This is a genomic window from Streptomyces malaysiensis subsp. malaysiensis, from assembly GCF_040653035.1.
GTDB classification, from domain to species: domain Bacteria; phylum Actinomycetota; class Actinomycetes; order Streptomycetales; family Streptomycetaceae; genus Streptomyces; species Streptomyces malaysiensis.
The window spans coordinates 1-17,250 of the sequence record NZ_JBEZNG010000054.1 but is presented as its reverse complement, the minus strand read 5'-3'; the positions used below and the strand labels follow the sequence as shown (position 1 = coordinate 17,250).

General features: G+C 73.6%; 1 protein-coding gene and 1 pseudogene. Both read right to left on the bottom strand.

Features of this window, described 5'->3' with window-relative positions; all coding sequences use genetic code 11:
- Positions 1 to 2: 2 nt before the first annotated feature.
- Complete coding sequence (locus AB0E24_RS45095; RefSeq protein ID WP_359385760.1) at positions 3 to 12,254, bottom strand: SDR family NAD(P)-dependent oxidoreductase; 12,252 nt, start codon at positions 12,252 to 12,254, stop codon at positions 3 to 5.
- Between the two features lie 41 nt (positions 12,255 to 12,295).
- Positions 12,296 to 17,245: pseudogene (locus tag AB0E24_RS45090) on the bottom strand (SDR family NAD(P)-dependent oxidoreductase); the annotation flags it as partial.
- Positions 17,246 to 17,250 lie beyond the last annotated feature (5 nt).

The following is a 17,250-nucleotide window of genomic DNA, read 5'->3' as shown; positions in this document are numbered from 1 at the left end:
CATCAGGGCAGTTCACGGTCAATGAGCTCGAACATCTCGTCGTCCGAGGCCGCTTCGAGGGCGTCGAAGCCGGTCGCGCCGGCCGGGTCGCCGGACCCGCCGGTGTTCCATTTCGCCAGCAGGGCGCCCAGCCGTTTGGCGATCCGCTCCCGGCCCTCGTCGTCCGTGGCGAGGGTGGCCAGGGTGGTGTCCAGCCTGGCCAGCTCGCCCAGGACCGGGTCGACGGCGTCCCGTCCCGACGCGGGTCCGTCGCCGGGTGCCAGCCGTTCCAGCAGGTGGTCGGCGAGCGCGGTGGCCTCCGGGTAGTCGAAGACCAGCCCGGCGGGCAGCCGCAGACCGGTGGCGGCGGCGAGCCGGTTGCGCAGTTCGACGGCGGTCAGGGAGTCGAAGCCCAGCTCCTTGAAGCTGGCCTCGGCCTGCACGGCATCCACATCGGCGTGTCCGAGCACCGTGGCGGCGTGGCCACGGACCAGGTTGAGCACGAGCCGGTGCTGTTCGGCCGTGGACAGGCCCGCGAGCCGGGCGCCCCAGTCGACCTGGCGGCCTTCCCCGGCCGCCGCAGCGGTGCGCCGTCCGGTGCCCGCGCCGCCGGTGGCGGCCAGGGCGCGCAGCGTGGCGGGCAGGCTCTCGGCGGGCAGTCCGGCGAGGGTGCGGGGGTCCACATGGGCGGCGACCAGATGGTCACCGCCGTGCTGGACGGCGGCGTCGAGCAGGGCCAGACCGTGCCGGGTGCTCAGGGCGGCGACGCCGGTACGGGACATCCGGGCCAGATCGGCCTCGGCCAGGTGTCCGGTCATCCCGCTGGCGTCGGCCCACAGGCCCCAGGCGATCGATACGCCCGGCAGCCCGGCGGCCCGCCGATGAGCGGCGAGTGCGTCGCAAAAGGCGTTGGCAGCGGCGTAGTTGGCCTGCCCCGGGCTGCCGAGTGTGCCCGCGGCTGAGGAGAAGAGGACGAACATGCCGAGCCGGAGATGGGCCGTCGCCGTGTGCAGATGGGCCGCGGCCGTGGCCTTGGCGGTCCATACCCGCGCCAGCCGTTCGGGGGTCTGTGCGGTGACCACCGCGTCGTCCAGCACACCTGTGGCGTGGATGACTCCGGTCAGCGGATGTTCGGGGTCGATGCCCGCCACCAGATCCGCCACCGCCGAGGCGTCGGTGACATCCGTGGCCGCGACGCGCACCCGTGCGCCCAGTTCCTCCAGCCGGGCGGCCAGGTCGCGGGCGCCCGGAGCGTCCGGGCCCCGCCTGCTCACCAGCAGCAGATGGCCCATCCCCCAGGTGCGGACGAGGTGTTCGGCGATGTAGGCGCCCAGGGTGCCGGTGCCACCGGTGATCAGCACCGTGCCGTCCGGATCGACCGCGGCGGGTACGTCGAGCACCAGCTTGCCGGTGTGCTTGGCCTGGCTCAGCCGGCGTAGCGCGGCGCGCGCCCGGTCGAGCGGCCAGGGCCGTACGGGCGCGGGCCGCAGCACTCCGGCGCCGAACAGCTCGCCCAGTTCACACAGCATCTCTCCGATGCGGTCCGGCCCGGCGTCCGGCACCAGGTCGAAGGCGCGATAGCGGATGCCCGGATGTGCGGCCGCGAGACGCTCCGGATCGCGGATATCGGTCTTGCCCATCTCGGAGAGCCGTCCGCCGTCGGCCAGCAGCCTCAGGGAGGCGTCGGCGAAGGGCCCGGCGAGGCTGTTGAGCACCACATCCACGCCACGTCCGCCGGTGGCCTCCCGGAACGCCTCCTCGAAGTCCAGATCGCGCGACGAGGCGCGATGTGCCTGGTCGATGCCCATCTCCTCCAGCACCGTGTGCTTCCCGGGGCTCGCCGTCGCGTAGACCTCCGCGCCCAAGTGGCGGGCGATCTGCACGGCCGCCATGCCGACGCCGCCGGTGGCGGCGTGGATCAGCACCGATTCGCCGTCCCGCAGCCCGGCCAGGTCCACCAGCCCGTACCAGGCCGTGAGGAACACCACCGGTACGGCGGCCGCCTGCCGGAAGCTCCAGCCGTCGGGGATCGGCACGGCCATGCGCGCGTCCGCCACCACCCATGGCCCGAACGCGCCCTCGAACAGGCCCATGACCCGGTCGCCCACCGCGAGCCCGGCCACCTCGGGGCCGATGTCCACGACCACGCCCGCGCCCTCGCTGCCGCGGAACACCCCGCCACCGGGGTACATCCCGACGGCGATCAGCGCGTCGCGGAAGTTCATGCCCGCCGCGTGCACCGCGATCCGTACCTCTCCCGGCCCCAGCGGCTCCAGCACTTCGGGGCACGACACGGGCGTCACATTGTCCACGGTGGACGCGCCCCGCACGGCGAGTCGCCACGCGGGCTCTCCCACCGGACCCACCAGACCGCCGCTGCCGGGGCCGCCCGCACGCGTCAGACGAGGCGCCCATACCCGGTCGGAGCCCACCGCCACCTGCGGTTCGTCCAGGGCTACGGCCCTCAGCACACCGTCCAGCACGGCCGCGCCGATCTCATCGGGGTCGGGCGCGCCGCGCGGATCGCGGTCGAGGAGGAGGAACCGCTCCGGGTTCTCCGCCTGTGCGCTGCGCAGCAGCCCCCATACCGCGGCACCCGCCGTGTCCACGGCCCCGGAGCCATGCTCCTCCGCCACCGGACCGCCGGGCGCGACCGCGCCTTGTGTCACCACGACCAAGCGGCTCTCGGCCAGCCGGGGTTCGGCCAACCAGCCCCGCAGCAGGTCGAGTGTCCGCCGCACGGCCGCCAGGGCATCGGTCTCGGCAGCCTCGATGTCCATGGCCGTCTTCGAGGCGGGTACGGCGGTCAGCGCCACCGAGGGCACGGGGGTTCCGGCGTCGATGGCCGCGACCAGCGACTCCAGGTGCGGGTGGCGGACCACGTCCGGCGGGGCCCACTCGACGCCCTCGGCGCCCAGCGCCACCCAGCCGCCGTCCCCGGCCACCGGCTCGAGCAGCCCCGTGTCGGCACCGGGCGCCATCTCGGGGAGCGGAGTCCAGTCCAGGGTGAAGAGTCCGTCCACGGCGCCCCGGCCGGCGGTCCGCAGCTGATCCGTACGGGCGGGGCGCAGCACCAGGGAGTCGACGGTCAGTACCGGGTCGCCCACGGCGTCGGCCACGGTCAGCCGCAGCGCCCGCTCGCCTTCCGCGGCCTGCTCATGCGGGGTCAGCCGGACGCGTACGGTGGTCGCTCCCGCGGCCCACAGCGACACCCCGTGCCAGGCGAACGGCAGCCACACCCGGCCGTCGTCGTGCCCCTCCCTCTGTGCCTCCCCGTGTTTCTCCCCGTGCTCCTCTGCGGGGTCCTCCCCGTGCTCTTCCATGGGCCGGTCGAGGAGGGACGCCGGGTGCAGCGCGGCGTCCAGCAGCGCCGGGTGGATGCCGAATCCGGCCTGGCCGCCCGCCGGTTCGGGCAGCGCCACCTCGGCGAGCACATCCGCGCCGTCGCGCCACAGCCTCCGTACGCCCTGGAACGCGGGGCCGTATCCGTATCCGGCGGCCGCGGCACGCTCGTAGAAGCCGTCCGTGTCCACCGGCTCCGCGCCCGCCGGGGGCCAGACCCCGGAGGGCTGGGGTGCCGGTTCGCCGTGGGGGCCGAGCACGCCGACCGCGTGGCACACCCAGACCGGGTCCGCGGTGGTTTCGGCGTCGCGGTCGGGCCGGGAGTACACCCGTACGTCGCGGCGTCCGTCCTCGGCGGCCTCGCCCACCACCACCTGGACCCGCAGCCCGCCGGTGTCGGGGAGGACGAGCGGGAGTTGGAGGGCGAGTTCCTCCACCGTGCCGCAGCCCGCCTCGTCGGCGGCCCGCAGCGCCCATTCGACCTGGGCCGCCCCCGGCACCAGCCGGGCGCCCGCCACCACGTGTTCGCCGAGCCAGCTCTCGCCGCCACCGGCCGTCAGCCGTCCGGTGAGCAGGTGGGTGCTGCCGTCGGCGAGTTCCACGGCCGCGCCGAGCAGCGGGTGTTCGGCGGAGACAAGGCCGAGGTCAGCGGGGTCGCCGCCCCGGCCCGCGGTGCCTTCGAGCCAGTAGCGCTCGCGCTGGAAGGCGTAGGTGGGCAGCGGCACGGTGCGGGGTGCGGGGTCGGTGGGGAGCAGGGTGGTCCAGTCGACCTCGGCCCCCGCGGTGAACGCCTGGGCCAGCGAGCGCACCAGCTGGGCGAGGTCACCGTGGTCACGGCGCAGGGTGGGGACGGTGGCGGCGGGAACGCCCGCCTCTTCGAAGCTCTCCTGCATGCCCACCGTGAGGACGGGGTGGGTGCTTGCCTCGATGAACACCCGGTGGCCATCGGCCAGCAGCGCCTGAATGGCCTCGGCGAACCGCACCCGCTCCCGCAGATTCCGCACCCAGTAACCCGTATCCAGGATCGAGGCATCGGCCCGGCCACCGGTCACGGTGGAGTAGAACGCCACCCCGGAGCCAGACGGTTCGACCGGCTCAACTCCCCTGAGAAGATCAGTGAGTTCGTCCGCGATCTCATCGACCTGGGGGCTGTGCGAGGCGTAGTCCACCTCGATGGTCCGGGCGCGTTCCCCGGTGTCACGGCAGGCGGTCACGGTCGCGGCCACCTGCTCCGGCGGACCGGACACCACGGTGGAGGCGGGCCCGTTCACGGCGGCCACGACCACGGCGGCCGCACGGTCGCCCAGCCCCGACAGCAGATCCGTGGCCCGTTCCTGACCCACGCCGAGGGAGGCCATCGCCCCACCTCCGGCCAGTTGGCGCAGCGCCCGGCTGCGCAGGGCCACGATCCGGGCGCCGTCCTCCAAGGTGAGCGCCCCGGCCACGCAGGCGGCGGCGATCTCGCCCTGACTGTGGCCCACGACGGCGGCGGGCCGCACTCCGTGGCCCGCCCATACGGCGGCCAGGGACACCATCACCGCCCACAGGACGGGCTGCACCACATCCACCCGGCTCAGATCGCCCGCACCGGCCACCCCGCGCAGCACCTCGGTGAGGGACCAGTCGACGTACGGCGCCAGCGCCCGTTCGCACTCCGCCACCCGGGTGGCGAACACCGGTGAGGCGTCCAGCAGTCCTGCACCCATCCCGATCCACTGCGAGCCCTGGCCGGGGAAGACCAGCACCGGGCCCGCGCCACCCGTGGCGGCGGCCGCGCCCGTGTGCACCACACCGGGGTGTGTCTCATCGGCCGCAAGTGCCTCGACGGCCGCCATCAGTTCGGCGCGGCTCTCACCGACCACGACGGCGCGGTGGTCGAACAGCGTGCGGGAGCGGATGAGGGACCAGCCCACTTCGGCGGCCGAGGCCGTGGGGCCGGTGGTCAGCCGCGCGGCCAGTGCCCGCGCCTGGTCCCGTAGCGCCTCGGCGCCCCGCGCGGACAGCACCCAGGGCACCACCCGGAGGCCGTCGGGCCCGGGTCCGGGGTCGGGGTCGGGATCGGGATCCGTGGAGTGTGCCTGGTCCGGGGCCTGTTCGAGGATCACATGGGCGTTGGTGCCGCTGATGCCGAAGGAGGAGACGCCCGCGCGCCGGGGCCGTTCGGCCCGTGGCCACTCGACCGCCTCGGTCAGCAGCCGCACTCCGCCGTCGTTCCATTCCACATGCGGGCTGGGCTCGTCGATGTGGAGCGAGACGGGCAGCAGCCCGTGGCGCATGGCCATCACCATCTTGATCACACCCGCCACTCCCGCGGCGGCCTGGGTGTGACCGATGTTGGACTTGATGGAGCCGAGCCACAGCGGACTGCCCTCCGGCCGGTCCTCGCCGTAGGTGGCGAGCAGCGCCTGGGCCTCGATGGGGTCGCCGAGCATGGTGCCGGTGCCGTGGGCCTCCACCGCGTCCACGTCCGCCGGGGAGAGGCGTGCGGTGGCCAGGGCCTGGCGGATCACCCGCTGCTGGGACGGTCCGTTGGGCGCGGTCAGTCCGTTGGACGCGCCGTCCTGGTTGATCGCCGACCCGCGGATCACCGCCAGCACATCACGGCCGTTGCGGCGCGCGCCCGACAGCCGCTCCAGGACGAGGAGGCCGATGCCCTCGCCCCAGCCGGTGCCGTCGGCCGCCGCGGCGAACGGCTTGCAGCGGCCGTCCGGGGCCAGTCCGCGCTGGCGCGAGAACTCCACGAAGGTGTTGGGTGTGGCCATCACCGTCACCCCACCGGCCAGCGCCAGGGTGCACTCCCCCTGCCGCAGCGCCTGGGCCGCAAGATGCATGGCCACCAGCGACGAGGAGCACGCCGTGTCCACCGTCACCGCGGGCCCCTCCAGGCCGAAGGTGAACGCCACGCGGCCGGAGGCGATGCTCGGTGTGCTGCCGGTCATCAGACGGCCCTCGACGCCCTCGGGGGTGCGGCCCAGGAAACGGCTGCCGTAGTCGTCGTACATGACCCCGGTGAACACCGCGCCACGGCTGCCCCGCAGGCTCACCGGGTCGATGCCCGCGCTCTCGAACGCCTGCCACGCGGTCTCCAGCAGCAGCCGCTGCTGTGGGTCGGTGGCCAGCGCCTCGCGGGGTGAGATCCCGAAGAACTCGGCGTCGAACCGCGGGGCCTCGTGGAGGAATCCGCCCTCGCGGGCGTAGCTGGTGCCGATGTGGTCCGGGTCGGGGTCGAAAAGGCCGCCGAGGTCCCAGCCGCGGTCCGCGGGGAACTCCCCGATCGCGTCCACGCCGTCGGCCACCATCCGCCACAGCTCGTCGGGGGAGCCGACACCGCCCGGATAGTGGCAGGCCATGCCGACGATGGCGATCGGGTCGTCGTCGGTGGCCACGGGCGTGGCCGTCGGTGGGAGCGGTGTCCCGGCCGGTGCGCCGACCAGCCGCTCGCGCAGGAAGCGCACCAGGGCGTCGGGGGTCGGATAGTCGAAGATGACGGTGGCCGGGATCCGGGTGCCGGTGGCCGCGTTGAGCCGGTTGCGCAGGTCGAGCGCGGTCAGCGAGTCGAAGCCGAGGTCCTGGAAGGCTCTGCCCAGTTCGATGGCCTCCGGCGCGGGGTGGGCGAGCACGGTGGCGACCTGGTCGCGTACCAGCTCTCCGATGAGCCGGTCCTGCTCCTCGGGCGGCAGGTCGGCGAGCCGCCCCGCCAGGGAACTCGTCACGGTGTTCCGGGCGGCCCGTGTGGGCGTGTGCACCAGCCGCCGCAGTACGGGCGGAAGCGGCCCGGTGGACGCCCGGGTGCGCAGCGCCGCGAGGTCGAAGCGCGCGGGGACGAGCGTGGGGTGATCGGTGGTGAGCGCCGTGTCGAGCAGCGTCAGCGCCTGCTCGTTGGAGACGGGGGCGACTCCGGAGCGGGCCATCCGGGCGAGGTCCGCGTCGTCCAGGTGGCCGGTCATACCACCGGCGGACGCCAGCAGCCCCCAGGCCAGTGCGTGGGCCGTGCGCCCCTCGGCGCGGCGGTGTTCGGCGAGTGCGTTGAGGAACATGTTGGCCGCGGCGTAGTTGGCCTGGCCACCGCTGCCCATGATGGACGCGGCGGAGGAGAACATCACGAACGCGGCCGGATCCATGTCCCGGGTCAGCCGGTGCAGATGCCACGCGGCGTCCAGCTTCGGGGCGAGTACGGTGTCGAGTTGCTCGGGGGTCATGGCGGTGACCACACCGTCGTCGAGCACCCCGGCGGCGTGGATGACGGCCGTCAGCGGATGCGCTTCGGGGAGCGTGGCGAGCAGTGCGGCCAGCGCCTCGGGGTCGGCGGCGTCACACGCCGCGATGCGCACGTCCGCCGCGCCCAGCGCGGTCAGTTCGTCCGCGAACGCGTCGATGTCCTCCGTGATGCCACCGCTCCGGCTGACCAGCAGCAGATGGCGGGCGCCGTGCGAGGCGACCAGATGCCGGGCGACCAGCCGGCCCAGCGCTCCGGTGCCGCCGGTGATCAGTGCCGTGCCGTCCGGGTCGAGGGCGCGGGGTGGGGTGTCCCGCTCCGGGAGGACCTTGACCAGACGAGGCACGAGGGCCGTACCCGCCCGTACCGCCACCTCGGATTCGGCACCGGCGACGGCGGCCGGAAGGGCGGTGCGCAGGGCATCGCGCGAGGCGGGATCGTCGTCCAGGTCGAGCAGCAGGATGCGCTCCGGGTGTTCGGCCTGGGCGGCGCGGACCAGGCCCCATACGGGCGCGGTGGCCAGGTCGGCGGGCCCGTCCCCGGGGCCGGTGGCGACCGCGCCACGGGTGGCGATGACCAGCCGGGTCCCGCTGAACCGCTCGTCCGTCAGCCAGGTGCGCAGCGCGCCGAGAATGTGATGCACCACGGCGCGTACCCGGGCGGGCGTCTCGTCCGGGTGTGCCGAGGTGTCGGGCGCGGAAGTGTCAGGTGCGCCGGGGCATTCGAGGACGGCGATGTCGGGGGCGGGCCGTCCGCCGTCGAGGGCGGCGCGCAGGGCATCCAGGTCCGGGTGCGCTGTGAGGTCCGGGACGGCCGGGGCCCGACCCCGGGGTCCGATGAGCGCCCAACTCGCTGTGGACGGAGGCGAGTCGGCGGAGATCGGGTAGGGCTGCCAGTCCAGGCGGTACAGCGGGGCGTCCGCCGTGGCGGCGCGGGCGGAGCGCCAACGGTCGGCGCGGACCTCCCGCAGCCCGAGGGCGTCGATGGTGGCCACGGGCGCGCCGTGGTCGTCGGTCAGCCGCAACGTGAGGGTGTCCGCGGCGGTGGGGGTGATGTGCACCCGCAGCCGGGTGGCGCCGGTGGCGAAGAGCCGCACCACGCCGAAGGTGAACGGCAGTCTGACGGTGGCCTCGGCGCCGTCCGGCGCGTGGCCGCCGCCCATGAGCTCTTCCACCGGGTGCAGGGCGCTGTCGAGCAGGGCGGGGTGCAGCCCGTAGCCGTCGGCCTCGGCGCGCTGTTCCGGGGCCAGACGCACCTCGGCGAACATCTCCTCGCCGAGCCGCCATGCGGTGTGCAGCCCGCGGAAGGCGGGCCCGTAGGCGTATCCCTGCGCGGCCAGGCGCTCGTACAGGTCGGCCACGTCGACCGGGACGGCCCCGGCGGGTGGCCAGGCCGTGGTCCGCGGCCCGTCGTCGGGCGGCGGTGTGATCGCGTCGGACAGTACGCCGGTGGCGTGGTGGCGCCAGGCGGCCGGGGCGTCCAGGGCGTCGCCGCCCTCGTCGGCCGGGCGCGAGGCGATGGTGACGGTCCGCCGTCCGGTCTCGTCGGGCGCGGTGACGGCGAGCTGGATCCGTACCGCGCCGGAGGCGGGCAGGATCAGCGGTGTCTCCAGGGTGAGGTCGTCGATCAGCTCGCTGCCGGTGCGTGCGGCGGCGAGGAGGGCCAGCTCGAGCAGGGCCGTACCGGGCAGGGGGACGCTGTCCGCGATGGTGTGGTCGGCGAGCCATGCGTGGGTGTGCGGGGACAGCCGTCCGGTGAGCAGCAGTCCGCCGTCGGGTGTCTCCACGGCCGCCTGGAGCAGGGGATGGCCGGTGGCGCCGAGGCCGACGGCGCGTACGTCTGCGGTGGCGTTCGGGACGGGCCGCCAGTACCGCTGCCGCTGGAACCGGTAGGTGGGCAGGTCGACATGGACCGCGTCCTCGGGGAGTGCGGCGGCGAAGTCGACCGCGCCGCCGTCGATGTGCATCAGGGCGAGCGCGGTCAGCAGCGTACGGGGCTCGTCTCGGCCGGGACGCAGGACGGTGGCGAACACGGGCTCGCCGTCGGAGGTATCGGGGGCCGTCGTCTCGGCGGCGAGGGCGTCCTGGGCCATGGTGGTGAGGACGGCGTCGGGGCCGAGTTCGAGGTAGCGCGTCACACCTTCGCCGTGCAGGGTGCGCAGACCGTCGTGGAACCGTACGGGCTCGCTGATGTGCCGCACCCAGTACTCGGGGTCGCGCAGCTGCTCGGGGTCGGAAGGCCGGCCGGTGACGTTGGAGATCACCGGGATGCGCGGTGCGTGGTAGGTGAGCCGCCGCGCCACTTCGCGGAAGTCGTCCAGCATGGGGTCGAGAAGGGGCGAGTGGAAGGCGTGGCTGACACGGAGCCGCTTGGTGCGGTGGCCGCGCTCCTTGAGGGTGCGGGCGATCTCGTCGACGGTTTCGGCGGCCCCGGACACGACCACCGAGGTGGGGCCGTTGACCGCGGCGAGCGCCACACGGTCCGCACGGCCCGCGAGCAGGGGGAGGACCTGCTCCTCGGTGGCTTCGACGGCGGCCATGGCGCCGCCGGACGGCAGCGCCTGCATCAGCCGGCCACGGGCGGCCACCAGCGCGCAGGCGTCCGGAAGGGACAGCACACCCGCCACATGCGCGGCCACCAGCTCGCCGACGGAGTGGCCGGTCAGGAAGGAGGGGGTGAGGCCGAACGACTCCACGAGCCGGAAGAGCGCGGTCTCCAGGGCGAAGAGGGCCGCCTGGGTCACGCCGGTGCCGTGCAGGGCCCGCGCCTCGTCGGTGTCCTCGGCCGCGAAGAGGATGTCGCGCAGCGGGTGGCCGAGCAGCGGGTCCAGTTGGGCGCAGGCGTCGTCGAGTGCGGTGGCGAACACATCAAAGGCGCGGTACAACTCCCGGCCCATACCGGGCCGTTGACTGCCCTGCCCGGTGAACATGAAGGCCGTGCCGCCGGAGCGGGTCGGCGCCGTGGCCAGGGTCAGCCCGGGGTGGCCGCGGCCCTCGGCCAGGGCCCGTACGGCGGTCAGCAGTTCGTCGCGGTCCTCGCCGATCGCCACGGCCCGGTGCTCGAAGGCCGAGCGGGTCCGGGCCAGCGACCAGCCCACATCGGCCACGGGCAGGTCGGGGTGGTCGGTGAGATACGTGGCGAGTGCGCCGGCCTGGTCGCGTAACGCCTGGCCGGTGCGGGCGGACACCACCCAGGGCACCACGCGTTGGCCCAACGGCTCGGTGTCCACGGCGATCGCCCCGGGGATCCGGTCCGGTGCGGGGGGCTCGTCGGCGGAGGACTCGTCGGGAGGGGACACACCGGCAGGGGGCTCGTCGGCGGAGGACTCATCGGCAGGGGGCTGTTCGAGCAGCAGATGGGCGTTGGTCCCGGAGATGCCGAAGGAGGACACCGCCGCCCGGCGGGGCCGCTCGCCACGCGGCCAGTCGACGGCTTCGGTGAGCAGGCGTACGGCGCCGGTGTCCCATGCGACATGGGGTGTGGGCTCGTCGACATTCAGGGTGGCGGGCAGCGTCTCGTACCGCATCGCCATGATCATCTTGATGACCCCGGCCACACCCGCGGCACCTTGCGTGTGCCCGATGTTGGACTTGACCGATCCCAGCCACAGTGGCCGGTCATCGGGCCGGTCCCGGCCGTAGGTGGCGAGCAGCGCATGGGCTTCGATGGGATCGCCGAGGCGGGTTCCGGTGCCGTGCGCCTCCACCACGTCCACCTCGGCCGGGGACAGCCGTGCGTTCGCCAGCGCCTGGAGGATGACGCGCTGCTGGGAGGGTCCGTTGGGCGCGGTCAGGCCGTTGGAGGCGCCGTCCTGGTTGATGGCCGAGCCCCGGATCACCGCGAGTACGCGACGGCCGTGGCGCCGTGCGTCGGACAGCCGCTCCAGCAGCACGAGGCCGACGCCCTCGGAGAAGGCGGTGCCATCGGCGTCGGCCGAGAACGCCTTGCACCGGCCGTCCGGAGCCAGCCCGCGCTGCCGGGAGAACTCGGTGAACACGTTCGGGATGGCCATCACCGTCACCCCGCCGGCCAGGGCCAGGGTGCACTCGCCCTGCCGCAGCGCCTGACACGCCAGGTGCATCGACACCAGCGAGGACGAACACGCCGTGTCCACGGTGACCGCCGGCCCCTCCAGGCCGAGGGTGTACGCCACCCGGCCGGAGAGCACACTGGGCGCGTTGCCCGTCACCAGATAGCCCTCGGCGCTCTTCTCGATATGCGGGGTGCCGAAGCCGGGCAGCGCGGTCCCGGCGTACACCCCCGTCGAGGAGCCCTTCAGCGCGGCCGGGTCGATTCCGGCGCGTTCGAGGAGCTCCCAGGAAACTTCGAGCAGCAGCCGCTGCTGCGGGTCGATGGCCAGCGCCTCGCGCGGGCTGATGCCGAAGAACTCGGGGTCGAACTGGTCGGCGTCGTAAAGGAATCCGCCCTCGCGGGCATGGCTGGTGCCGGGGTGGTCCGGGTCCGGGTGGAACAGCCCGTCCAGGTCCCAGCCGCGGTCGGCGGGGAACTCCCCCATGGCGTGATCGCCGGAGGCCAGGAGCCGCCACAGCTCCTCGGGCGAGTCGGCTTGACCGGGGTAGCGGCAGGCCATGCCGACCACGGCCACCGGCTCCTGGGAGCGGTCCTCCAACTCGCGCAGCCGCTGACGCGTTTCGTGCAGATCGCCTGCCACTCGCCGCAGATAGTCGACCAGCTTCTCTTCATTAGCGTGCGTCACAGAGGGTCACCCGGCCTTCAGCGAAGGGCGCGCCACGTAGTTCATGACAGGCCAAGTTCGTTGTCGATGAATTCCAGAACCTGATCGGCGGTCGCCACCCGCAACCGCCCCACGGCATTGCCGTCGTCCGCCCGCGCCGACGAGCACAGCGCCTTCCACTTGGACAGCAAGGTCTCCAGCCGGGCGGTGACCGCGCCGGAGTCCACGTCCTCGACCGCGACGGCCGACAGGCTGTTCTCCAGCCTGACCAGCTCGTTGAGCACGGGATGGGGCCGCGGTACATCGGCGTCCGGGGCGCCCGGCTCACCGTCCGGCGAGAGCTCCCTGCGCAGCCACTCGGCCAGCACGGCCGCCTCCGGGTGGTCGAAGACGAGGGCCGCGGGCAGCCGCAGTCCGGTGGCCGCGGCCAGCCGGTTGCGCAGTTCCACGGCGGTCAGCGAGTCGAAGCCCAGCTCCTTGAACGACGCGTCCGGCCGCACCACACCCGGATCGGCGTGGCCGAGCACCGTGGCCGCCTGCGTTCGCACCAGGTTGAGCAGCAGCCGGTGCTGTTCAGCAGCCGGCAGTCCCCTGAGCCGACCCGCCCAGTCGGTGGTCTGCCCACCGGCGGCCGCCGTGGGCCGGGCCCGCCCACCGCCGGCGGTGGCGAGGGCCCGCAAGGGGGCGGGGAGGGTGCCGGAAGGCTGTGCGGCGAGGGAGCCGGTGTCCAGGCGGAGGGCCAGCAGATGCGGATGGCCGTGGTGGCGGGCCGCGTCCAGCAGCGCCAGCCCCTCCTCGGCGCTGTTGGCCTTGATGCCCAGTCGGCCGATCCTGGCCAGATCGGCGTCGGCCAGCCGCGCCGTGAGACCGCTGGTGGCCGCCCAGAGTCCCCATGCCACCGACAGCCCGGGAAGCCCGGCCGCTTGGCGGCGGGCGGCCAGGGCATCACAAAAGGCGTTGGCGGCCGCGTAGTTGGCCTGGCCGGGGGTGCCGAGATCGGAGGCGAAGGAGGAGAACATGATGAACATGCCCAGCCGCAGACGCTCGGTGGCGGTGTGCAGATGGGCCGCGGCCGCGGCCTTCGCCGCCCACGCCCGCGCAAGCCGTTTCGGATCCTGCGAGGGGAGCATCGCGTCGTCCAGCGCTGCGGCCGCGTGCACGACACCGGTCAGCGGATGTGCCGGGTCGATACCCGCGAGGACCTCGGCCAGCTGGGCGGCGTCGCCGATGTCGCAGGCGGCGATACGTACGTCGGCCCCCAGGTCGGCGAGGCGGGCCAGCAACTCCGGCGCGCCGGGCGCGTCCGTACCGCTGCGGCTCACCAGCAGCAGATGGCGGATGTGCCAATGGCGGACGAGGTGCTCGGCGACATGTCCGCCAAGCGTGCCGGTGCCACCGGTGATGAGCACGGTGCCGTCCGGGTCCACCGGAGCGGGGACGTCCAGCACCAGCTTCCCGGTGTGCTTGGCCTGACTCAGATACCGCAACGCCTCCCGCGCCCGGCTCAACGGCCACGCCCGCACCGAAGGCGGCTCCAGCACACCGGAGGCGAACAACTCACCCAACTCGCACAGCATTTCACCGATACGGTCCGGACCGGCGTCGGCGATCAGGTCGTAGACCCGGTAGATCACCCCGGGGTGCTCGGCCGCGATCACCTCCGGGGCGCGGACATCGGTCTTGCCCATATCCAGCAGCCGACCACCCTCGCGCAGCAGACGCAGCGAGGCATCCACGAAGGGCCCGGCGAGGCTGTTGAGCACCACATCCACACCACGGCCACCGGTCGCCTCCCAGATCGCCCCCTCAAAGGCCAGATCACGCGAGGAAGCCCGGTGCGCCGCATCGACACCCATCGCCTCCAGCACCCCATGCTTGCCAGGGCTCGCCGTCGCATAGACCTCCGCACCCAGGTGACGCGCGATCCGCACCGCAGCCGTCCCCACACCACCGGTCGCCGCATGGATCAGCACCCGTTCCCCCGCTTGGAGCCCGCCCAGCTCCACGAGCCCGTACCAGGCGGTGAGGAACACGACGGGGGCCGCGGCCGCCTGCCGGAAGGTCCAGCCGTCGGGGATGGGTACGACCGTACGGGCGTCCGCCACGGCCTGCGGGCCGAACGCGCCCTCGAACAGGCCCATCACCCGGTCGCCCACGGCGAGGCCGGTCACACCGGGGCCGACCTCCCGCACCACACCGGCGCCCTCGCTGCCCCCGAAGGCCGCGTCCCCGGGGTACATCCCCAACACGATGAGCACATCGCGGAAGTTGACGCCCGCCGCGTGGACATCGATCCGGATGTGGCCCTCCCGCAGCGGTTCCAGCACCTCCGGGCAGGCCACCGGCCGCACGCTGTCCACCGTCCCGGCGCCCTCGAGCCCGAGCCGCCACGCGGGCTCCCCCGCCGGGGCCACCAGGCCGCCGCTTCGCGCGGCGCGCACCAGCCGGGGCATCAGCGCCCGCCCCGCGCGCAGCGCCAGCTGTGACTCGTCCATCTCCACGGCGCGCGCGACGGCGTCGGCCACGAGGCGGGCGGACGACACCTCGGCGTGCGAGTCGAGATCGAGCAGCAGGAAACGGCCGGGGTTCTCGGCCTGCGCGCTGCGCACCAGGCCCCATACGGCAGCACCCGCCGTATCCACGCCCTCCGCCACGGGATCGAAGCCACCGGGGTCATCGGTCGCGATGGCGCCCCGCGTCACCACCACCAACCGGATGTCGGCCAGGCGCGGTTCGGCCAGCCAGCCCTGCAACAGCGCCAGGACCCGCTCCGCCGAGGCCAGACCGTCGGCCGCCATCCCTCGATCGCGCGCGTCGACCGCCTTGGCGGGCTCGAGTGCCAGGACGACCGCGGGGGTGGGGGCACCCGCGTCGAGTGCGCTGATCAACGCCTGCGGGTCCGGGTGGCATACGGCGGCGGATCCGGCCGGAGCCCTGTCCTCGGGCCCAAGGATCGCCCAGTCGGCGTCATCGGCCGTATGGTCCGCGGACCGCCCGGCGCCGTTGGATGGCGCGGGAACCGGGAGGGGAACCCAATCCATGACCAACAACCCGTCCGGGCCGAGCTGTTGGGCCGTGCGCAGCTGATCGGGGTCGGCCGACCGCAGCACCACCGCGTCGGCGCTCAGGACCGGGGTGCCCAGGGCATCCGCCACGGTCACCCGCAGCGTCCGTTCCCCCTCGGCACTCGGCTCGTACGGAGAGATCCGCACCCGTACCGTGGTCGCCTCGGTCGCCCACAGCGACACACCGCTCCAGGTGAACGGCAACCACACCCGGCCACCGGCCGACTCGGCGCCGCTCGGTGACCCATCGGTCAGCAGAACGGGATGCAGCGCGGCGTCCAGCAGCGCCGGGTGGATACCGAATCCCGTCCTCTCCCCCGCGGCCTCCGGCAGCGCCACCTCGGCCAGCAGATCCGTCCCGTCCCGCCACATGGCGCGCAGGCCCTGGAAGGCCGGGCCGTAGGCATACCCCGACGCCGCGAGGTGCTCGTAGAAGTCCCCGGGCTCCACCGGCTTCGCACCCGCCGGTGGCCATGCCCCGCCCAGCTCCTCCACCGGCCCGGAGCCGTCAGGAGGCGGGCTCAGCACGCCCTCCGCATGGCGCACCCACCCGGCCGCCGCGTCGCCACCATCGTCGTCGGGACGCGAGTACATCCGCACATCGCGTCGGCCATCGGCGCCCGGCCCGCCCACGGCCACTTGCAGTCGAACCCCGCCGTTGGACGGCAGTACGAGCGGTACCTGGAGCGCCAGCTCCTCGACACCACCGCAGCCCACCTCATCGGCGGCCCGCAGCGCCCACTCCACCAGGGCCGTCCCGGGTACCAGCACCGCGCCCGCCACCACATGGTCGGCGAGCCAGCCATGGGACCGCGCCGAGAGCCGTCCCGTCAGCAGATGCCCCTGGCCATCGGCAAGCTCCACGGCGGCGCTCAGCAGCGGATGCCCCGCGGCGACCAAGCCGAGGTCGGTGGGGTCGGCACCCCGGCCGCTGAGGCCGTCCAGCCAGTAGCGCTGGTGCTGGAAGGCGTACGTGGGCAGATCGACCGTACGAGGGGTGGGGTCGGCCGGAAACGCGGCCCTCCAGTCGACGTCGGTTCCGGCGGTGAACGCCTGGGCGAGCGAGCGGAGGAACTGAGCCTGGCCACCGTGATCGCGGCGCAGTGTGGGCACGGCGACCGCGTCCACACCCACCTGCTCGAACGTCTCCTCCATTCCGAGGGTCAGTACGGGATGGGTACTGGCCTCGATGAACACCCGATGGCCGTCCGCCAGCAACGCCTCTACGGCATCGGCGAACCGCACCCGCTCCCGCAGATTCCGCACCCAATAGCCCGAATCCAGGGCAGAGGCATCGGTCCGGCCACCGGTCACGGTCGAGTAGAACGCCACCTCATCCGCACCATCCACAACCGGGCGGACACCGGCCAGAACCTCATTTAACTCATCCCGGATTTCGTCCACTTGAGGACCGTGCGAGGCATAGTCCACTTCGATCAGCCGCGCCCGCTCCCCCGCCTCCTGGCATGCGGCCACCACAGCGGCCACCTGCTCCGGCGGACCCGAAATCACGGTTGAGGAGGGCCCGTTGACAGCCGCCACGCCTACACCAGCGGCCTGATCCCCCAGACCCGACAGCAGTTGGCCCGCTCGCTCCTGGCCCACCCCGAGGGAAGCCATCGCCCCACCCCCGGCCAACCGCCGCAACGCCTTACTCCGCAGGGCCACCACCTTCGCGCCGTCCTCCAAAGACAGCGCTCCGGCCACCACAGCCGCCGCGATCTCACCCTGGCTATGACCCACCACCGCCACAGGACGCACCCCATACCCCGCCCACACCGCCGCCAACGACACCATCACCGCCCACAACACCGGCTGCACCACATCCACCCGCCCCAAATCCCCGGCACCCCGAAGCACATCCGTGAGCGACCAATCCACAAACGGCGCCAACGCCCGCTCACACTCCCCCACCCGCGCCGCAAACACCGAAGACACCTCAAGCAACCCCG